The sequence below is a fragment of the Streptomyces sp. NPDC048106 genome (assembly GCF_040706415.1).
GTDB lineage: Bacteria > Actinomycetota > Actinomycetes > Streptomycetales > Streptomycetaceae > Streptomyces.
This window is the reverse complement of the sequence record NZ_JBEZND010000003.1, coordinates 43,903-58,246: the sequence shown is the minus strand read 5'-3', so window position 1 is coordinate 58,246 and position 14,344 is coordinate 43,903. Positions and strand designations below refer to the sequence as shown.

Here is a 14,344-nt window from a genome sequence, read left to right as displayed (position 1 = left end):
GGACCGGCCCCAGGGGGTCAGAGCGCCGACCGCACGCGCAGCAACTCGCCGACGGACCGGTCCAGCACACCCTTGTAGTAGTCCTCGCCGAACGTCCACGGCCGTGCGGACAGGGCGCGCAGCCGCTCGATCGAGACCGAGTGCCTGCTGGTCTCCTCGACGTACCGCCGTACCGGATCCGTACCGGTCAGCGCGGCGACATGGTCGACGATCGCGTCCACCTCGGTGGAGCGTCCGGACGCCACGTTGACCGTCTCGCCCTCGACCCCCGCGCCGAGCACGGCGTCCGTCATCGCCACGAAGTCGGCCACGTCGAGCAGGTCGCGGCTCGCCCGGCGCAGGATCCGCACCTGCCCGGCGAGCGCCTGCGCCACCAGGGACGGCACGAGCTGATGGGGCCGCATCCCCGGGCCCACGAGATGGCTGAGCCGCAGGATCAGCCAGCGGCAGCCGGACTGCCGCACCAGGTCCTCCATGGCGACCTTGTGCCGGCCGTACGCCGTGCGCGGCGCGTGCCGGCACTCCTCCGTGCCCGAGCAGCCCGGCGTGCCGTACAGCGCGGCGGAAGCCGTCGAGAAGTAGACGAGCCGGGCGCCCGTGGCCGCGCAGCGGCGCGCCTGCTCGGTCACCAGGGCGGCCTCGCGGGCCAGATCGCGGGGCGCGTACTCGGGGAGTATCCGGGACTCCCCGGCCGCCAGCGCGACGACCCCGGGATGGCGCTGGGCGATCGCTTGCAGGGCGCCCGCGATGAAGCCGCTTCCCACGATCTCCACGAGATGACTCCTCCGCTGAACCGGCCGTCCGCCGGCCGGCCGTGACCCGGGCGTCCGAGGCTAGACCGGCGGCGGTGCCAGGGGAGGCGTCATCGGCGCGCACGTGGCGCCGGACCTGTTGACATAGCCGACTGGCTCGCTTGCGACGGCCGCCGGGCAGCGGCTACTTCTTGGCTGCCACCTGGTCCTTCTCCCGGAAGTGGAGCGCCCATGACCTCCGTCCGCCCGTCGCGGGCCGCGGTCTTCCTGGACCGCGACGGCACGCTCACCGAAGCCCGGCACTACCCGTCCCGCCCCGCGGACCTCGTCCTGCAACCCGGGATCGGCCCCTGGCTGCGGACGCTTCGGGAGGACCACGGCGCCGCCCTGGTCGTCGTCACCAACCAGTCCGGGCTGGCCCGCGCCCTGTTCACCGACCGGGACCTGGAGGCGATGCACCGCCACCTGCGGGACGAACTCGCCGCCGTCGGAGTGGAGCTGGACGGCATCTACACCTGCCCGCACCACGTCGACGGCGTCGTGCCGGAGCTGACGCGGCGCTGCTCCTGCCGTAAACCGGAGCCGGGCATGCTGCTGCGGGCGGCCACGGACCTGCGCCTGGACCTGTCGCGCTCCTGGATGATCGGCGACTTCGCCACGGACGTCGAGGCGGGCCGGCGGGCCGGCTGCCGCACCGCCTGGGTCGGCCCCCGCGCGACCGCCGCGACCACGACCGCCGGGCCGCCGCCCCCGCCCGCCCCGACCCTGCGCACCGCCACCACCGCCGAGGCCCTCCGGACGATCTGCCGCCGAGGGGGATAATCGATCGGACCGGGGAGCCTCCCCGGGACGCACCGCCTCGGAGCTGACCGTGGAAAGTAAGGCAAACGACCTGTGGGACCTCGAAAGATGCTGAGAGAGGTCACCGCCACCCGCTATATCAAACCGCTGCACTCCGGTGGCTCCGTCCCCGGCATCGTCGAGGCCGACGATCTGGGCACCTACGTCGTGAAGTTCACCGGGTCGGCGCAGGGCCACAAGGCGCTGGTCGCGGAGGTGATCGTCGGGGAGCTGGCCCGCGCGCTCGGCCTGCGGTTCCCGGAGCTGGTCCTCGTGCACTTCGATCCGGCCGTCGCCGACGCCGAGCCGCACCAGGAGGTGCGCGAGCTGCACAGTGCGAGCGCGGGGGTGAACCTCGGCATGGACTACCTGCCGGGCGCCCGCGACCTCACCCCGGAGCTGGCCCGCGACTTCCCGGTGGACCCGCTGGAGGCGGGCCGCGTGGTGTGGCTGGACGCGCTGACCGTCAACGTCGACCGCACCGTGCACAGCTCCAACCTGATGGTGTGGCCCACGCTCGGCACCGTGCCCCCGCGCCTGTGGCTCATCGACCACGGCGCCGCCCTCGTCTTCCACCACCGCTGGGACACCACGACCCCGGGCAAGCGATACGACTTCCGCCACCACGCCCTCGGCCCCTACGGCCCCGACGTGCGCGCCGCCGACGCCGCGCTCGCCCCGCGCGTCACGGAGGAACTGCTGCGCGCGGTCGTCGCGAAGGTGCCGGACGCCTGGCTGGCCGAGGACGCCGGGTTCGCCACGCCCGACGACGTGCGGGACGCCTACGTCGGCTACCTCCTCGCCCGGGTGCGGCTGTCGGCCGAGTGGCTGCCCACCGAGTTCCCGAGCCGTGAGCAGGTCGCCGCCGAGGACGCCGCCCGCGCGGCGCGGACCCAGGCGGGCCGCCCGGCCTGGCTGAAGCAGGTCCCCGACCTGCACGGCAAGCCCGCGGTGGAACACGACGGGGCGGTCCATCTGCGCTGACGGGCGGGCGCCCGGGGGAGTACCCCGGGGCGCCCCCTGCGCGGGTCAGCCCTTGAGCTGCTCGTACGCCGGCAGCGTGAGGAAGTCGGCGTAGTCCTCGTCCAGGGACACCCGCAGCAGCAGGTCGTGCGCCTCCTGCCAGTGCCCGGCGGCGAAGGCCTCGGCGCCGATCTCCGCGCGGATGGCGTCGAGTTCACCGGCGGCGATCTCGCGGGCCAGCTCGGGCGTCGCCCGCTCGCCGTTCTCGAACTCGACGCCCGCGTTGATCCACTGCCAGATCTGGGAGCGGGAGATCTCGGCGGTGGCCGCGTCCTCCATCAGGTTGAAGATGGCGACCGCGCCGAGACCCCGCAGCCAGGCCTCGATGTAACGGATGCCCACCTGCACGGCGTTGACCAGACCCGCGTACGTCGGCCTCGCCTCCAGCGAGTCGACGGCGATCAGGTCGGCGGCCGCCACGCGCACGTCCTCGCGCAGCCGGTCCTTCTGGTTCGGCCGGTCGCCGAGGACCCGGTCGAAGGACTCCATGGCGATCGGCACCAGGTCCGGGTGCGCGACCCAGGAGCCGTCGAAACCGTCGTTCGCCTCACGGTCCTTGTCGGCGCGGACCTTCTCGAAGGCCACCTTGTTGACCTCCGGGTCCCGGCGGGAGGGGATGAAGGCCGCCATGCCGCCGATCGCGTGGGCGCCGCGCTTGTGGCAGGTGCGCACGAGGAGTTCGGTGTAGGCGCGCATGAACGGGGCGGTCATCGTGACCGCGTTGCGGTCCGGCAGGACGAACCGGGGCCCGCCGTCCCGGAAGTTCTTCACGATGGAGAACAGGTAGTCCCAACGTCCGGCGTTCAACCCGGAGGCGTGGTCGCGCAGTTCGTAGAGGATCTCCTCCATCTCGTACGCGGCCGTGATGGTCTCGATCAGCACGGTGGCGCGGATGGTGCCTTGCGGGATGCCGAGGTGGTCCTGCGCGAACACGAACACGTCGTTCCACAGCCGCGCTTCGAGGTGCGACTCGGTCTTGGGCAGATAGAAGTACGGGCCCTTGCCGAGGTCCAGCAGCCGCCGGGCGTTGTGGAAGAAGTACAGGCCGAAGTCCACGAGCGCGCCCGGGACCTGACGGCCGTCGGCGTCGGTGAGGTGCCGCTCGTCCAGATGCCAGCCGCGCGGGCGCATGACGACGGTCGCCAGCTCCTCGTTCGGCCGCAGCGCGTACGACTTCCCGGACGCGGGGTCGGTGAAGTCGATGGCCCGCGTGTAGGCGGCGATCAGGTTGAGCTGGCCGAGGACGACGTTCTCCCAGGTGGGCGCGGAGGCGTCCTCGAAGTCGGCGAGCCAGACCTTCGCGCCCGAGTTGAGCGCGTTGATCGTCATCTTGCGGTCGGTGGGCCCGGTGATCTCCACGCGCCGGTCCTCCAGCGCGGGCGGGGCCGGGGCGACCCGCCAGGAGTCGTCCGCGCGGATCGTGGCGGTCTCGGGGAGGAAGTCGAGCGTGCAGGTGCGGGCGATCTCGGCGCGGCGCTCGGCCCGGCGGGCCAGGAGTTCGTCACGGCGCGGGGTGAACCGCCGGTGCAGCTCCGCCAGGAAGGCGAGTGCCGCGTCCGTGAGGACCTCCTCCTGCCGGGGCAGGGGCTCGGCGTCGACGATGGCCAGCGGGGACGGCGCCGGTGCGGACATGAGCGGTCACTTCCTTCAGCGGTGGCACCCCGTGCGAGCGGCACGAAGGGGAACGAAAGGGGTCGATCGCGCCCACGGTACGGCCGGACGCTTCTGAACAGTGGATACTAGTTTTCTCATTGTGGAACATCAACGGCTCCCGTTCACTCCAGGCGGCTCAGGTCGGCCTCCGTGTCGATGTCGTAGGGCTCCGCCACGTCGGCGCACTCCACCAGCCGGACGTCCCCCTCGTGGGCCCGGAGATAGGCGCGGGCGCCCCGGTCCCCGGTGGCGGCGGCCGCGATCCCCGCCCAGTGGGCCGACCCGAACAGCACGGGATGCCCGCGCGTTCCGTCGTACGCCGCCGAGACCAGCGTGTTCGCGCCGTCGTACGCCTTGAGCACCCGTGCCACCGCCTCGGGTCCGATGCCCGGCTGGTCGACCAGGAGGACCAGGGCCGCCCGCGCGTCCGTCCGGGCGAGCGCGGCGAGTCCCGCGCGCAGCGAGGAGCCCATGCCCTCGGCCCAGTCCGGGTTGTCCACGAGGACGCACCCGCCCAGCGCGGCCCGCGCGCGCACCTCGTCGGCCCGCGCCCCCAGCACGACATGGATCCGCCCGGCCCCGGCCGCCCGCAGCACCCCCGCGGCGTGCTCGACCAGGGGCCGCCCCCGGTGTTCCAGCAGTGCCTTGGGCCGCCCGCCGAGCCGTCTGCCGCCACCGGCGGCCAGCACGAGACCGGCGACCTCCCCGATGGGGTCCTGGATGTCCGTCATGGCTCCTGCATACCCGACGGCGGCCCGGCTCTCGGGATTCCTTGGGCTGAATTTCGGCATGCCCTGTGGCGCTCGCCGGGCCGGGTGGCGTTTACTGGCCCGCGCACGACGGCGTGGCATGCCTGGGGAGGGCTGCTTTGCGGAGCTTGGGGCAGAGGCCGGTGACCGGCAGCGACGAGGACCCGAGAGTGACGGAGCTGCGCACGGCGGTGTCCCGGTTACGCCGTGAACTGGCCGCCCTGCGCACGGACTTCCCCGACCGCGCGATAGCCGAGGACGAACTGGCGACGCTGGCCGCGATGGCCGCCGACGGGGCCCCGGAGATCCCCCGTCTGCGCGGCTCGCTGCTGCTCCTCGCGGGCGCCGTCGGTTCGATGAGCGCCCTCGCGGGACCCCTGCGGCAGGTCAGGGCCGCGGTGGACCTGTTCGGGGAGCGGCGCGACGGCACCGGGGAGGCCGGCCCCCAGGGCGCGGGGCACCACGCGAGCGGCCACCGCGGACCCGCCGCGGCCGGCCGGCCGGCGGACCTTCCCCGTCAGGCGCCCGAGCTGGCCAGCGACTGAGACAGTTCGAGGGCGACCTGCCGCAGCACCGGCACGATCTTCTCGGTGGCGTCCTCGGTCACCCGTCCCGCCGGCCCCGAGATGGAGATCGCCGCGGCCGTCGGAGAGCCGGGCACGCACACCGCGAGACACCGCACCCCCACCTCCTGCTCGTTGTCGTCCACGGCGTACCCCTGCCGCCGCACCTCCGCCAGCGCCGCGAGGAACCCCTCCGGCGTGGTGATGGTCCGGTCCGTCGCCGCGGGCATCCCGGTCCGCCCGAGCAGCGCCCGCACCTCGTCGTCCGCCACCTCCGACAGCAGCGCCTTGCCCACGCCCGTGGTGTGCGGCAGCACCCGCCGGCCGACCTCCGTGAACATCCGCATCGAGTGCTTGGACGGCACCTGCGCCACGTACACGACCTCGTCGCCGTCCAGCAGCGCCATGTTCGCGGTCTCGCCGGTCTCCGCCACGAGCCGGGCCAGGTGCGGCCGCGCCCACGTGCCGAGCAGCCGGGACGCCGACTCGCCGAGCCGGATGAGCCGGGGGCCGAGCGCGTACCGCCGGTTGGGCTGCTGGCGCACGTAGCCGCAGGCGACCAGCGTGCGCATCAGCCGGTGGATGGTGGGCAGCGGCAGCCCGCTCATCGCGGACAGTTCGCTGAGACCGACCTCGCCGCCCGCGTCCGCCATCCGTTCCAGCAGGTCGAAGGCGCGCTCAAGGGACTGGACCCCGCCACCGCCGGAGGACTTGGCGGAGCCGGGGGTGCTGGCGCTCGACGTCGGCACGGTGCGTTCCTTTCGGGACGAACAGAGGGCAGCAGCCTACCCGGCGGAAAGTCGCCTCCCCGCTGGCCCGGAACCGCGTCCCGTTTTCCGGAATCCTCGTTCTGCTGTGTGGAAACGTGCAGTACAGCGCCCCCTGTCCGCGCCCGGCGGGCGCCCTTGACGGCGCCCAACCGGGAGTGAAGACTCCTTCAACAGAACGTTGAAATCCGTTTCATGGCTGTACATCCTGTTTCCGGCGCGCACGCCCTGGCGTTCGACGGCGGTACGGAGAGGAGTCCGGGTGTCCGACGTCGACCTGGCGCTGCGCTCGACGCGCGTCATCACCCCGGAGGGGACACGGGCCGCCACGGTCACCGTGTCCGCCGGGACGATCACCGCCGTCCTGCCGTACGACACCGAGGTCCCGGCCGGCGCGCGCCTGGCGGACGTCGGCGACCATGCGCTGCTGCCCGGCCTGGTCGACACCCACGTGCACGTCAACGATCCGGGGCGCACCGAGTGGGAGGGCTTCTGGACCGCCACCCGGGCCGCGGCCGCCGGCGGCATCACCACCCTCGTCGACATGCCACTCAACTCCCTCCCGCCGACCACCACCGCCGAGCACCTGCGGATCAAGCGGGACGTGGCCCGGGACAAGGCGCACGTCGACGTCGGCTTCTGGGGCGGCGCCCTGCCCGGCAATGTCGGCGACCTGCGCCCGCTGCACGACGCCGGGGTCTTCGGCTTCAAGGCGTTCCTGTCCCCGTCCGGCGTCGACGAGTTCCCCCACCTCGACCAGGAGCAACTCGCCCGCTCCCTCGCCGAGATCACCGGCTTCGGCGGCCTGCTGATCGTGCACGCCGAGGACCCGAGCCACCTGGCCGCCGCCCCGCGGCACGGCGGCCCCCGCTACGCCGACTTCCTCGCCTCGCGCCCGCGCGACGCCGAGGACACCGCCATCGCCGCGCTGATCGCGCAGGCCCGCCGCCTGGACGCCCGGGTGCACGTGCTGCACCTGTCCTCCGGCGACGCCCTGCCGCTGATCCGCGCCGCCCGCGCCGAGGGCGTCCGGATCACCGTGGAGACCTGCCCGCACTACCTCACCCTCACCGCCGAGGAAGTCCCTGACGGGGCGAGCGAGTTCAAGTGCTGTCCGCCCATCCGCGAGGCCGCCAACCAGGACCTGCTGTGGGAGGCGCTCGCCGACGGCACCGTCGACTGCGTCGTCACCGACCACTCGCCCTGCACCGCCGACCTCAAGACCGGTGACTTCGCCACCGCCTGGGGCGGCATCTCCGGCCTCCAGCTCAGCCTCTCCGCCGTGTGGACCGGGGCCCGCGGGCGCGGCCACACCCTGGAGGACGTCGTCCGGTGGATGTCCGCGCGCCCCGCCGCCCTCGTCGGCCTCGACGCCCGCAAGGGCGCCATCGCCCCCGGCCGCGACGCCGACTTCGCGGTGTTCGCCCCCGAGGAGACCTTCACCGTCGACCCGGCCGGCCTCCAGCACCGCAACCGGGTCACCGCGTACGCCGGCCGGACCCTGCACGGCGTCGTCAGGTCCACCTGGCTGCGCGGCGAACGCATCGCCGCCGACGGCGAGTTCACGCCTCCGAAGGGCAGGCTGCTCGACCGCCCCTGAGCCCACCCCCGCGAACCATCCCGCCGGCTCCCGAGAGGAACCACTGATCACCGTGACGGCGACACCAGGTTTTACCGGCGACGCGCAGCCCTACGCGGGCGGCGACCCGTACGCGGACTACCGCACCGCCGACTTCTCCTTCACCCGGTACCCCGACCTCGCCGACCGCCGCCTCGGCGCCGCTGTCGTCGCGGCCAACGACGAGTTCTTCGCCCCGCGCGAGAACCTGCTGGTGCCAGGCCGCGCCGAGTTCGACCCCGGGGACTTCGGACACAAGGGGAAGGTCATGGACGGCTGGGAGACCCGCCGCCGGCGCGGTGACCGCGCCGAACACCCCTGGCCCGCCGCCGAGGACCACGACTGGGCGCTGATCCGCCTCGGCGCCCCCGGCGTGATCCACGGCATCGTGGTGGACACCGCCCACTTCCGCGGCAACCACCCGCAGGCCGTCTCCGTCGAGGCCGCCTCGGTGCCCGGCACACCCTCGCCCGCGGAACTGCTCGGCGACGACGTGCGGTGGACGACCCTGGTGCCGCGCACACCCGTCGGCGGCCACGCGGCGAACGGCTTCCCGGTGTCCCTGGAGCGGCGCTTCACCCACCTGCGCCTCAACCAGCACCCCGACGGCGGCATCGCCCGCCTGCGCGTGCACGGCGAAGTCGCCCCGGATCCGCGGTGGCTGGCGGTCCTCGGCACCTTCGACGTCGTCGCCCTGGAGAACGGCGGCAGCGTGGAGGACGCCTCCGACCTCTTCTACTCCCCGGCCACCAACACCATCCGGCCCGGCCGGTCCCGCACGATGGACGAAGGCTGGGAGACCCGGCGCCGCCGCGACCAGGGCCACGACTGGATCCGCTACCGGCTCGTCGCCCAGTCCCGCGTCCGCGCCATCGAGATCGACACCGCCTGCCTCAAGGGCAACAGCGCCGGCTGGGCGTCGGTCTCCCTGCGCGACGGCGAGGACGGCGACTGGCGGGAAGTCCTGCCCCGCACCCGGCTCCAGCCCGACACCGGTCACCGGTTCGTCCTGCCGGACCCGGCCGTCGGCACCCACGCCCGCATCGACATCCATCCCGACGGCGGCATCTCCCGGCTGCGCCTGCACGGCTCCCCGACCGAGGCCGGAGCGGCCCGACTGGCCGAGCGCCACCGGGAACTGGGCGGCTGAGGTACCGACGCGCGGATCGGGGGCGGGCACCGCGGGGAGGCGGGCGCCCGCCCCGCGTGCTGTCCGCGGTGCGTGCCGCGTCCACAGTGAACCAGCAGGTGGCGGCGGGTGAACAGGGCCGAACGGCCCCTCGGCGGGGCCGGACGGCGGCGGGCCCCCGATGCGATACCGGCGCGTCTTCCGGCCGGACCCCCGGCGCCGTGGGAGGCGGGTCCACCGCCACCGTCTTCTTCCGGCGGCGAACGCGCGGCCGTCCCGGGCGCGGGACCCATGGCGATCACCGGGGCGTGACCCGCGCCACACCCGGACTGTCCGCCGACGGCGAACGGTGACCGGATCGGGCCGCGGCCGGAACTCTTCGCCCCGCCTCCCTCGTTCTTCCGGGCGTGACCCTTCAGCAAGAGATCGTCGGCAACGCCATGCAGATGGCGGTCGTCAACCTGACCCCCGGCCAGACCGTGTACTGCGAGGCCGGGAAGTTCCTGTTCAAGACCACGAACGTGACCATGGAGACCCGGCTGTCCGGCCCGTCCGGCGGCGGGCAGCAGCAGGGCGGCGGGGGCGGCGGCATGGGCGGCCTGCTGCGCCAGGCCATGGGCACCGCCATGCAGGTGGGCCAGCGGATGCTGGCGGGGGAGTCCCTGGCCTTCCAGTACTTCACGGCCCAGGGCGGCCAGGGCACGGTCGGCTTCGCGGGCGTCCTGCCCGGCGAGATGCGCGCGCTGGAACTGGACGGGCACCGCGCCTGGTTCGCCGAGAAGGACGCCTTCGTGGCCGCGGAGTCCACGGTGGAGTTCGGCATCGCCTTCGCGGGCGGCCGGACCGGCATGAGCGGCGGCGAGGGCTTCGTCCTGGAGAAGTTCACCGGGTACGGCACCGTGATCATCGCGGGCGCGGGCAACTTCATCGACCTCAACCCGGCGGACTTCGGCGGCCGCATCGAGGTGGACACCGGCTGCGTGGTCGCCTTCGAGGAGGGCATCCAGTACGGCGTCCAGCGCGTGGGCGGTCTCAACCGGCAGGGGATCATGAACGCCGTCTTCGGCGGCGAGGGCCTCTCCCTGGCCACCCTGGAGGGCAACGGCCGGGTGATCCTCCAGTCCCTGACCATCGAGAGTCTGGCCAACGCCCTGAAGAAGGCCCAGGGCGGCGACAAACAGGGCCCGACGGGCGGCCTGTTCTCCACGCACGCGGGGTGAGCCCCGGCCGCCGGAGGGCGGAGGGGGGCCGCCCGGCGGCCCCTCCGGGAGGGCCGGGTGACCGCCCTGTGAGCTTCCTGTGGGTGTCTCGCGGAGAAAAGTGAACCCGCGGAAAAGCAGGGTGACTTGAGGGGGAAATCTGCGGCCTTGTCGTTGACATGCTCTTGTCTACGCGCGTCATCATGGCGTCATGCGATTCCCCCCACGCGCCGCTCGGATCGGCGCCGCAGCCGCAGTCCTGTCCGCGCTCCTCACCGCCGGCACCGTCTCCGCCACCACGGCGAACGCGTCCGTCGTCTCCACCGCCTCCACCGCCTCCGTCGTCTCCACCGCCTCCGTCGGCAGCGTCTGCCACAGCGCCCTGCCGTCGCAGGCCGACGACACCCTCGGCCTCATCGCCGAGGGCGGCCCCTACCCCTACTCCCAGGACGGCACGGTCTTCTCCAACCGCGAAGGCGTGCTGCCCAGCCAGACCTCGGGCTACTACCACGAGTACACCGTGGTGACGCCGGGCTCCTCCACCCGCGGCGCCCGCCGCATCGTCACCGGCGAGCGCGCCCAGGAGGACTACTACACCGCCGACCACTACGCGACGTTCGACCTGATCGACTTCGGCTGCTGACCCCCACCGAGCCTCGCCCCGCGGCCTCCCACCCCCACCCGACGGCCGCGGGGCGAGCCGTGTCCGGCGCCCGGCGGGCACCAAGTAGGCGCCGTACACGTTCTCACAGGTACCGGGACATGCCCGGTCGGCCTCGGGGGAGTCCGGAAGGGGAGTCATGGACCAGCGAGAGTCAATGGTGGACCCAGGGGAGTTCGGGGACGCGTTCCGGCGCGATCCGCATCCGGTGTACGCACGGCTGCGTGAGCGCGGTCCGGTGCACCGGATCCGGCGGCCCGACGCGGACGAGGACCACGAGACCTGGCTCGTCGTGGGGTACGAGGAGGCGCGTGCCGCGCTCGCCGACCCCCGGCTCGCCAAGGACGGCACCAAGATCGGCCTGAACGTCGTCGACCAGGCGCTGATCGGCACGAACATGCTGGTCACCGACCCGCCCCAGCACACCCGGCTGCGCGCTCTCGTCGCCCGCGCCTTCACCATGCGCCGGGTCGAGCAACTGCGCCCGCGTGTCCAGCGGATCGCCGACGGCCTGCTGGACGAGATGCTGTCACCCGGCCGCGCGGGCCGCGCCGATCTCATCGCCTCCCTCGCCTACCCGCTGCCCCTCACCGTCATCTGCGAGCTGCTCGGCGTTCCCGAGATGGACCGCGCCGAATTCCGCGAGATCTCCAGCCAGGTGGTCGCCCCGACCGGTCCGGACGCCGGGCGCGAGGCGACCGTCCGCCTCGGCGCCTACCTCACCGACCTGATCGAGGACAAGCGCCGTTCCGGGGCCGCCGGCGACCTGCTCGGCGACCTGGTCCGCACCACCGCCGAGGACGGCGACCGGCTCTCGCCCGAGGAACTGCGCGGCATGGCCTTCCTGCTGCTCATCGCCGGCCACGAGACCACGGTCAACCTCATCGGCAACGGCGTCCTCGCGCTGCTCACCCACCCCGACCAACTCGCCGCGCTGCGCGCCGACATGAGCCTGATCGACGGCGCGATCGAGGAGACGCTGCGCTGGGAGGGCCCGGTGGAGAACGCCACCTTCCGGTACGCGGCCGAGCCGCTGGAGATCGGCGGCGTCCGCGTCGAACAGGGCGAACACGTGCTGATCGGCCTCACCGCCGCCCAGCGCGACGGCACCCGCTTCCCCGCCCCCGACCGCTTCGACATCCGCCGCGACACCCGCGGCCACCTCGCCTTCGGCCACGGCCTCCACTACTGCCTGGGCGCGCCCCTGGCCCGCCTGGAGGGCCGCACCGCCCTCTCCACCCTGCTGGCCCGCGCCCCCGGCCTCGCCCTGGACGGCCCGCACGAGGAGTGGCTGCCGGGCATGCTCATGCGCGGGCTGCGGACCCTGCCGGTGCGCTGGTAGGGACGGGCGGCGGGCGTGGCGCGGAGCCGCGGCCAACGGGCGGCCGGAGGTCCGTTACGGCTCACGCGTGACCGTCGTACGACCCGTCGGGGGCCGCCGCGGACGGGGGCGCCGTGGGGATCTCCGCCATGGCCACCGGCCGCCGCTCCCGCCGCGACACCTCGCACGCCTCGGCGATCCGCAGGGCCTGGAGGGCCTCGTGGCCGTCGCAGGGGTTGGCGCGCTCGCCCCGCAGCACCTCCACGAAGGCGCACAGCTCGGCCTCGTAGGCGGGGGCGAAGCGTTCCAGGAAGCCGGTCCACGGCTTGTCCGCGGGCGGCGGTCCGGTCGGTTCGGTGGAGGCGAGCGGCGTACGGTCGTCCAGGCCGACCACCACCGTGTCCTGGTCCCCGGCCAGCTCCATGCGGACGTCGTAACCGGCGCCGTTCACGCGGGTCGCGGTCGCGGTGGCCAGGGTGCCGTCGTCCAGCGTGAGCAGCGCCGCGCCCGTACAGGCGTCGTCGGCCTCGCGGAACATCGCGGGGCCCGCGTCCGAGCCGGCGGCGTAGACGTCGGTCACTTCCCGGCCGGTCACCCAGCGCAGGACGTCGAAGTCGTGGATGAGCGTGTCCCGGAACAGGCCGCCGGACAGCGGCAGCCAGTCGGCCGGGGGCGGGGACTGGTCGCAGGTCAGCGCCCGCACGGTGTGCAGCCGGCCGAGCCGCCCGGCACGCACGGCCTCGCGGGCGCCGGCGTACCCCGCGTCGAAGCGGCGCTGGAAGCCCATCTGGAGCACCGTCCCGGCCGCCGCCACCTCGGCGAGCGCCTGGAGCGTGCCCGGCAGGTCGAGGGCGATCGGCTTCTCGCAGAAGACCGGCAGGCCCGAGCGGGCCGCCCGGCCGATCAGCTCGGCGTGGGCCGCGGTCGCCGTGGTGATCACCACCGCGTCCACGCCCCACCGGAAGATCTCGTCCACCCCCGGCGCCGCCGTCTCGCCGATCCGGTGCGCCAGCTGCTGCGCCCGCGCCGGATCGGCGTCCGTGAGGATCAGCGATCCGACCTCCCGGTGGCGGCTGAGCGTGTGGGCGTGAATGGCGCCGATGCGACCCGTACCGATGACCCCGATGCGCATGGGAACAAAGTGGCGGCGCGGTCGGGCCCCTGTCAATTCTCATGTCAGGACAACCGGACTTCACGACTTCCCGTCAACCCCCGCCCCGGCTACCCTCAAGCCCGTGCCGAAACCAGCTGTGGACCCGACCGTCGCGCTCGAACTCCGCGTGGACCGCGGGTCGCCGGTGCCCCTGTACTTCCAGCTTTCCCAGCAGCTGGAGGCCGCGATCGAGCACGGGAGCCTCACCCCCGGGAGCCTGCTGGGCAACGAGATCGAGCTGGCCGCCCGGCTCGGCCTGTCCCGTCCCACCGTCCGCCAGGCCATCCAGTCCCTGGTCGACAAGGGCCTGCTGGTGCGCCGCCGGGGCGTCGGCACCCAGGTCGTGCACAGCCGGGTCAAGCGCCCGCTGGAGCTGAGCAGCCTCTACGACGACCTGGCGGCGGCGGGCCAGCGCCCCACCACCAAGGTCCTGGTCAACACGGTCGAGCCGGCCTCCGCCGAGGTCGCCGCCGCGCTCGGGGTCGCCGAGGGTGGCGACGTCCACCGCGTGGAGCGGCTCCGGCTCGCGCACGGCGAGCCGATGGCCTACCTCACCAACCATCTGCCGCCCGGCCTGCTCGACCTGGACACCGCCCAGCTGGAGGCGACCGGCCTGTACCGGCTGCTGCGCGCCGCCGGGATCACCCTGCACAGCGCCCGCCAGTCGATCGGCGCCCGCGGTGCCACCGCCGCCGAGGCCGAGCGGCTCGGCGAGGCCGAGGGCGCCCCGCTGCTCACCATGCGGCGCACCACCTACGACGACACCGGCCGCGCGGTCGAGTACGGCGACCACACCTACCGGCCGAGCCGCTACTCCTTCGAGTTCCAGCTGCTCGTCCGGCCCTGAGGAAGGGCTCTTCGCGCCCCCTGACGGCGGCCCTCCCGCCCGCGTCCGCGCCCGCCGCGAACGTCGCAT

At 73.7% G+C, this 14,344-nt stretch carries 13 protein-coding genes and 1 pseudogene; 9 read left to right on the top strand and 5 right to left on the bottom strand.

Annotation, left to right across the window (positions count from 1 at the left end):
• Window positions 1–17 precede the first annotated feature (17 nt).
• A complete protein-coding gene (locus tag AB0927_RS03500; protein ID WP_366665822.1) occupies window positions 18–773 on the bottom strand; it encodes an NAD-dependent epimerase/dehydratase family protein in 756 nt (251 codons plus the stop codon).
• Window positions 774–983: 210 nt separating this feature from the next.
• On the opposite strand from AB0927_RS03500, the gene AB0927_RS03495 reads away from it, so the two are divergent.
• Both AB0927_RS03495 and AB0927_RS03490 read left to right on the top strand, forming a co-directional pair.
• The gene (locus AB0927_RS03495) at window positions 984–1,574 is read left to right on the top strand and encodes an HAD family hydrolase (protein WP_366665821.1); all 591 of its coding nucleotides are present in this window, start codon (window positions 984–986) and stop codon (window positions 1,572–1,574) included.
• Between the two features lie 87 nt (window positions 1,575–1,661).
• A complete protein-coding gene (locus AB0927_RS03490; RefSeq protein ID WP_366665820.1) occupies window positions 1,662–2,576 on the top strand; it encodes a HipA family kinase in 915 nt (304 codons plus the stop codon).
• A 45-nt stretch (window positions 2,577–2,621) separates the two neighbouring features.
• Here the strand turns inward: AB0927_RS03490 and aceB are convergent, their stop codons facing one another.
• Window positions 2,622–4,247: a malate synthase A gene (gene aceB / locus AB0927_RS03485; RefSeq protein ID WP_366665819.1), complete on the bottom strand. Its 1,626-nt coding sequence runs from the start codon at window positions 4,245–4,247 to the stop codon at window positions 2,622–2,624.
• A 143-nt stretch (window positions 4,248–4,390) separates the two neighbouring features.
• On the bottom strand, window positions 4,391–4,999 hold the full coding sequence (locus AB0927_RS03480; RefSeq protein ID WP_366665818.1) for a nucleotidyltransferase family protein: 609 nt from the start codon (window positions 4,997–4,999) through the stop codon (window positions 4,391–4,393).
• 146 nt (window positions 5,000–5,145) lie between these two features.
• Here AB0927_RS03480 and AB0927_RS03475 point away from each other — a divergent pair.
• Window positions 5,146–5,439 (top strand): annotated as a pseudogene (locus tag AB0927_RS03475) (DUF5955 family protein); the annotation flags it as partial.
• Between the two features lie 95 nt (window positions 5,440–5,534).
• Here the strand turns inward: AB0927_RS03475 and AB0927_RS03470 are convergent.
• Window positions 5,535–6,329 carry an IclR family transcriptional regulator gene (locus tag AB0927_RS03470; RefSeq protein WP_366665817.1) on the bottom strand — a complete coding sequence of 265 codons (795 nt, stop codon included), beginning with the start codon at window positions 6,327–6,329 and terminating at the stop codon, window positions 5,535–5,537.
• A gap of 280 nt (window positions 6,330–6,609) precedes the next feature.
• Here AB0927_RS03470 and allB point away from each other — a divergent pair, with 280 nt between their 5' ends.
• The 5 genes from allB to AB0927_RS03445 all read left to right on the top strand — a co-directional run bounded on the left by allB (window position 6,610) and on the right by AB0927_RS03445 (window position 12,296).
• Window positions 6,610–7,947 (top strand): allantoinase AllB, encoded by a 1,338-nt coding sequence (gene allB, locus AB0927_RS03465; protein ID WP_366665816.1) that lies wholly within the window; start codon window positions 6,610–6,612, stop codon window positions 7,945–7,947.
• Window positions 7,948–7,999: 52 nt separating this feature from the next.
• Window positions 8,000–9,115, top strand: a complete 1,116-nt coding sequence (gene alc / locus AB0927_RS03460) for an allantoicase (protein ID WP_366665815.1) — start codon at window positions 8,000–8,002, stop codon at window positions 9,113–9,115.
• Window positions 9,116–9,501: 386 nt separating this feature from the next.
• Window positions 9,502–10,314: an AIM24 family protein gene (locus tag AB0927_RS03455; protein ID WP_366665814.1), complete on the top strand. Its 813-nt coding sequence runs from the start codon at window positions 9,502–9,504 to the stop codon at window positions 10,312–10,314.
• A 190-nt stretch (window positions 10,315–10,504) separates the two neighbouring features.
• On the top strand, window positions 10,505–10,936 hold the full coding sequence (locus tag AB0927_RS03450) for a ribonuclease (RefSeq protein ID WP_366665813.1): 432 nt from the start codon (window positions 10,505–10,507) through the stop codon (window positions 10,934–10,936).
• A 175-nt stretch (window positions 10,937–11,111) separates the two neighbouring features.
• Window positions 11,112–12,296 carry a cytochrome P450 gene (locus AB0927_RS03445; RefSeq protein ID WP_366666051.1) on the top strand — a complete coding sequence of 395 codons (1,185 nt, stop codon included), beginning with the start codon at window positions 11,112–11,114 and terminating at the stop codon, window positions 12,294–12,296.
• 61 nt (window positions 12,297–12,357) lie between these two features.
• Here the strand turns inward: AB0927_RS03445 and AB0927_RS03440 are convergent, their stop codons facing one another.
• Entirely contained in the window at window positions 12,358–13,407 is a 1,050-nt protein-coding gene (locus AB0927_RS03440) for a Gfo/Idh/MocA family oxidoreductase (protein WP_366665812.1), read from the bottom strand.
• Between the two features lie 118 nt (window positions 13,408–13,525).
• Here AB0927_RS03440 and AB0927_RS03435 point away from each other — a divergent pair, with 118 nt between their 5' ends.
• Window positions 13,526–14,275 carry a GntR family transcriptional regulator gene (locus AB0927_RS03435; protein WP_366666050.1) on the top strand — a complete coding sequence of 250 codons (750 nt, stop codon included), beginning with the start codon at window positions 13,526–13,528 and terminating at the stop codon, window positions 14,273–14,275.
• Window positions 14,276–14,344: the final 69 nt, after the last annotated feature.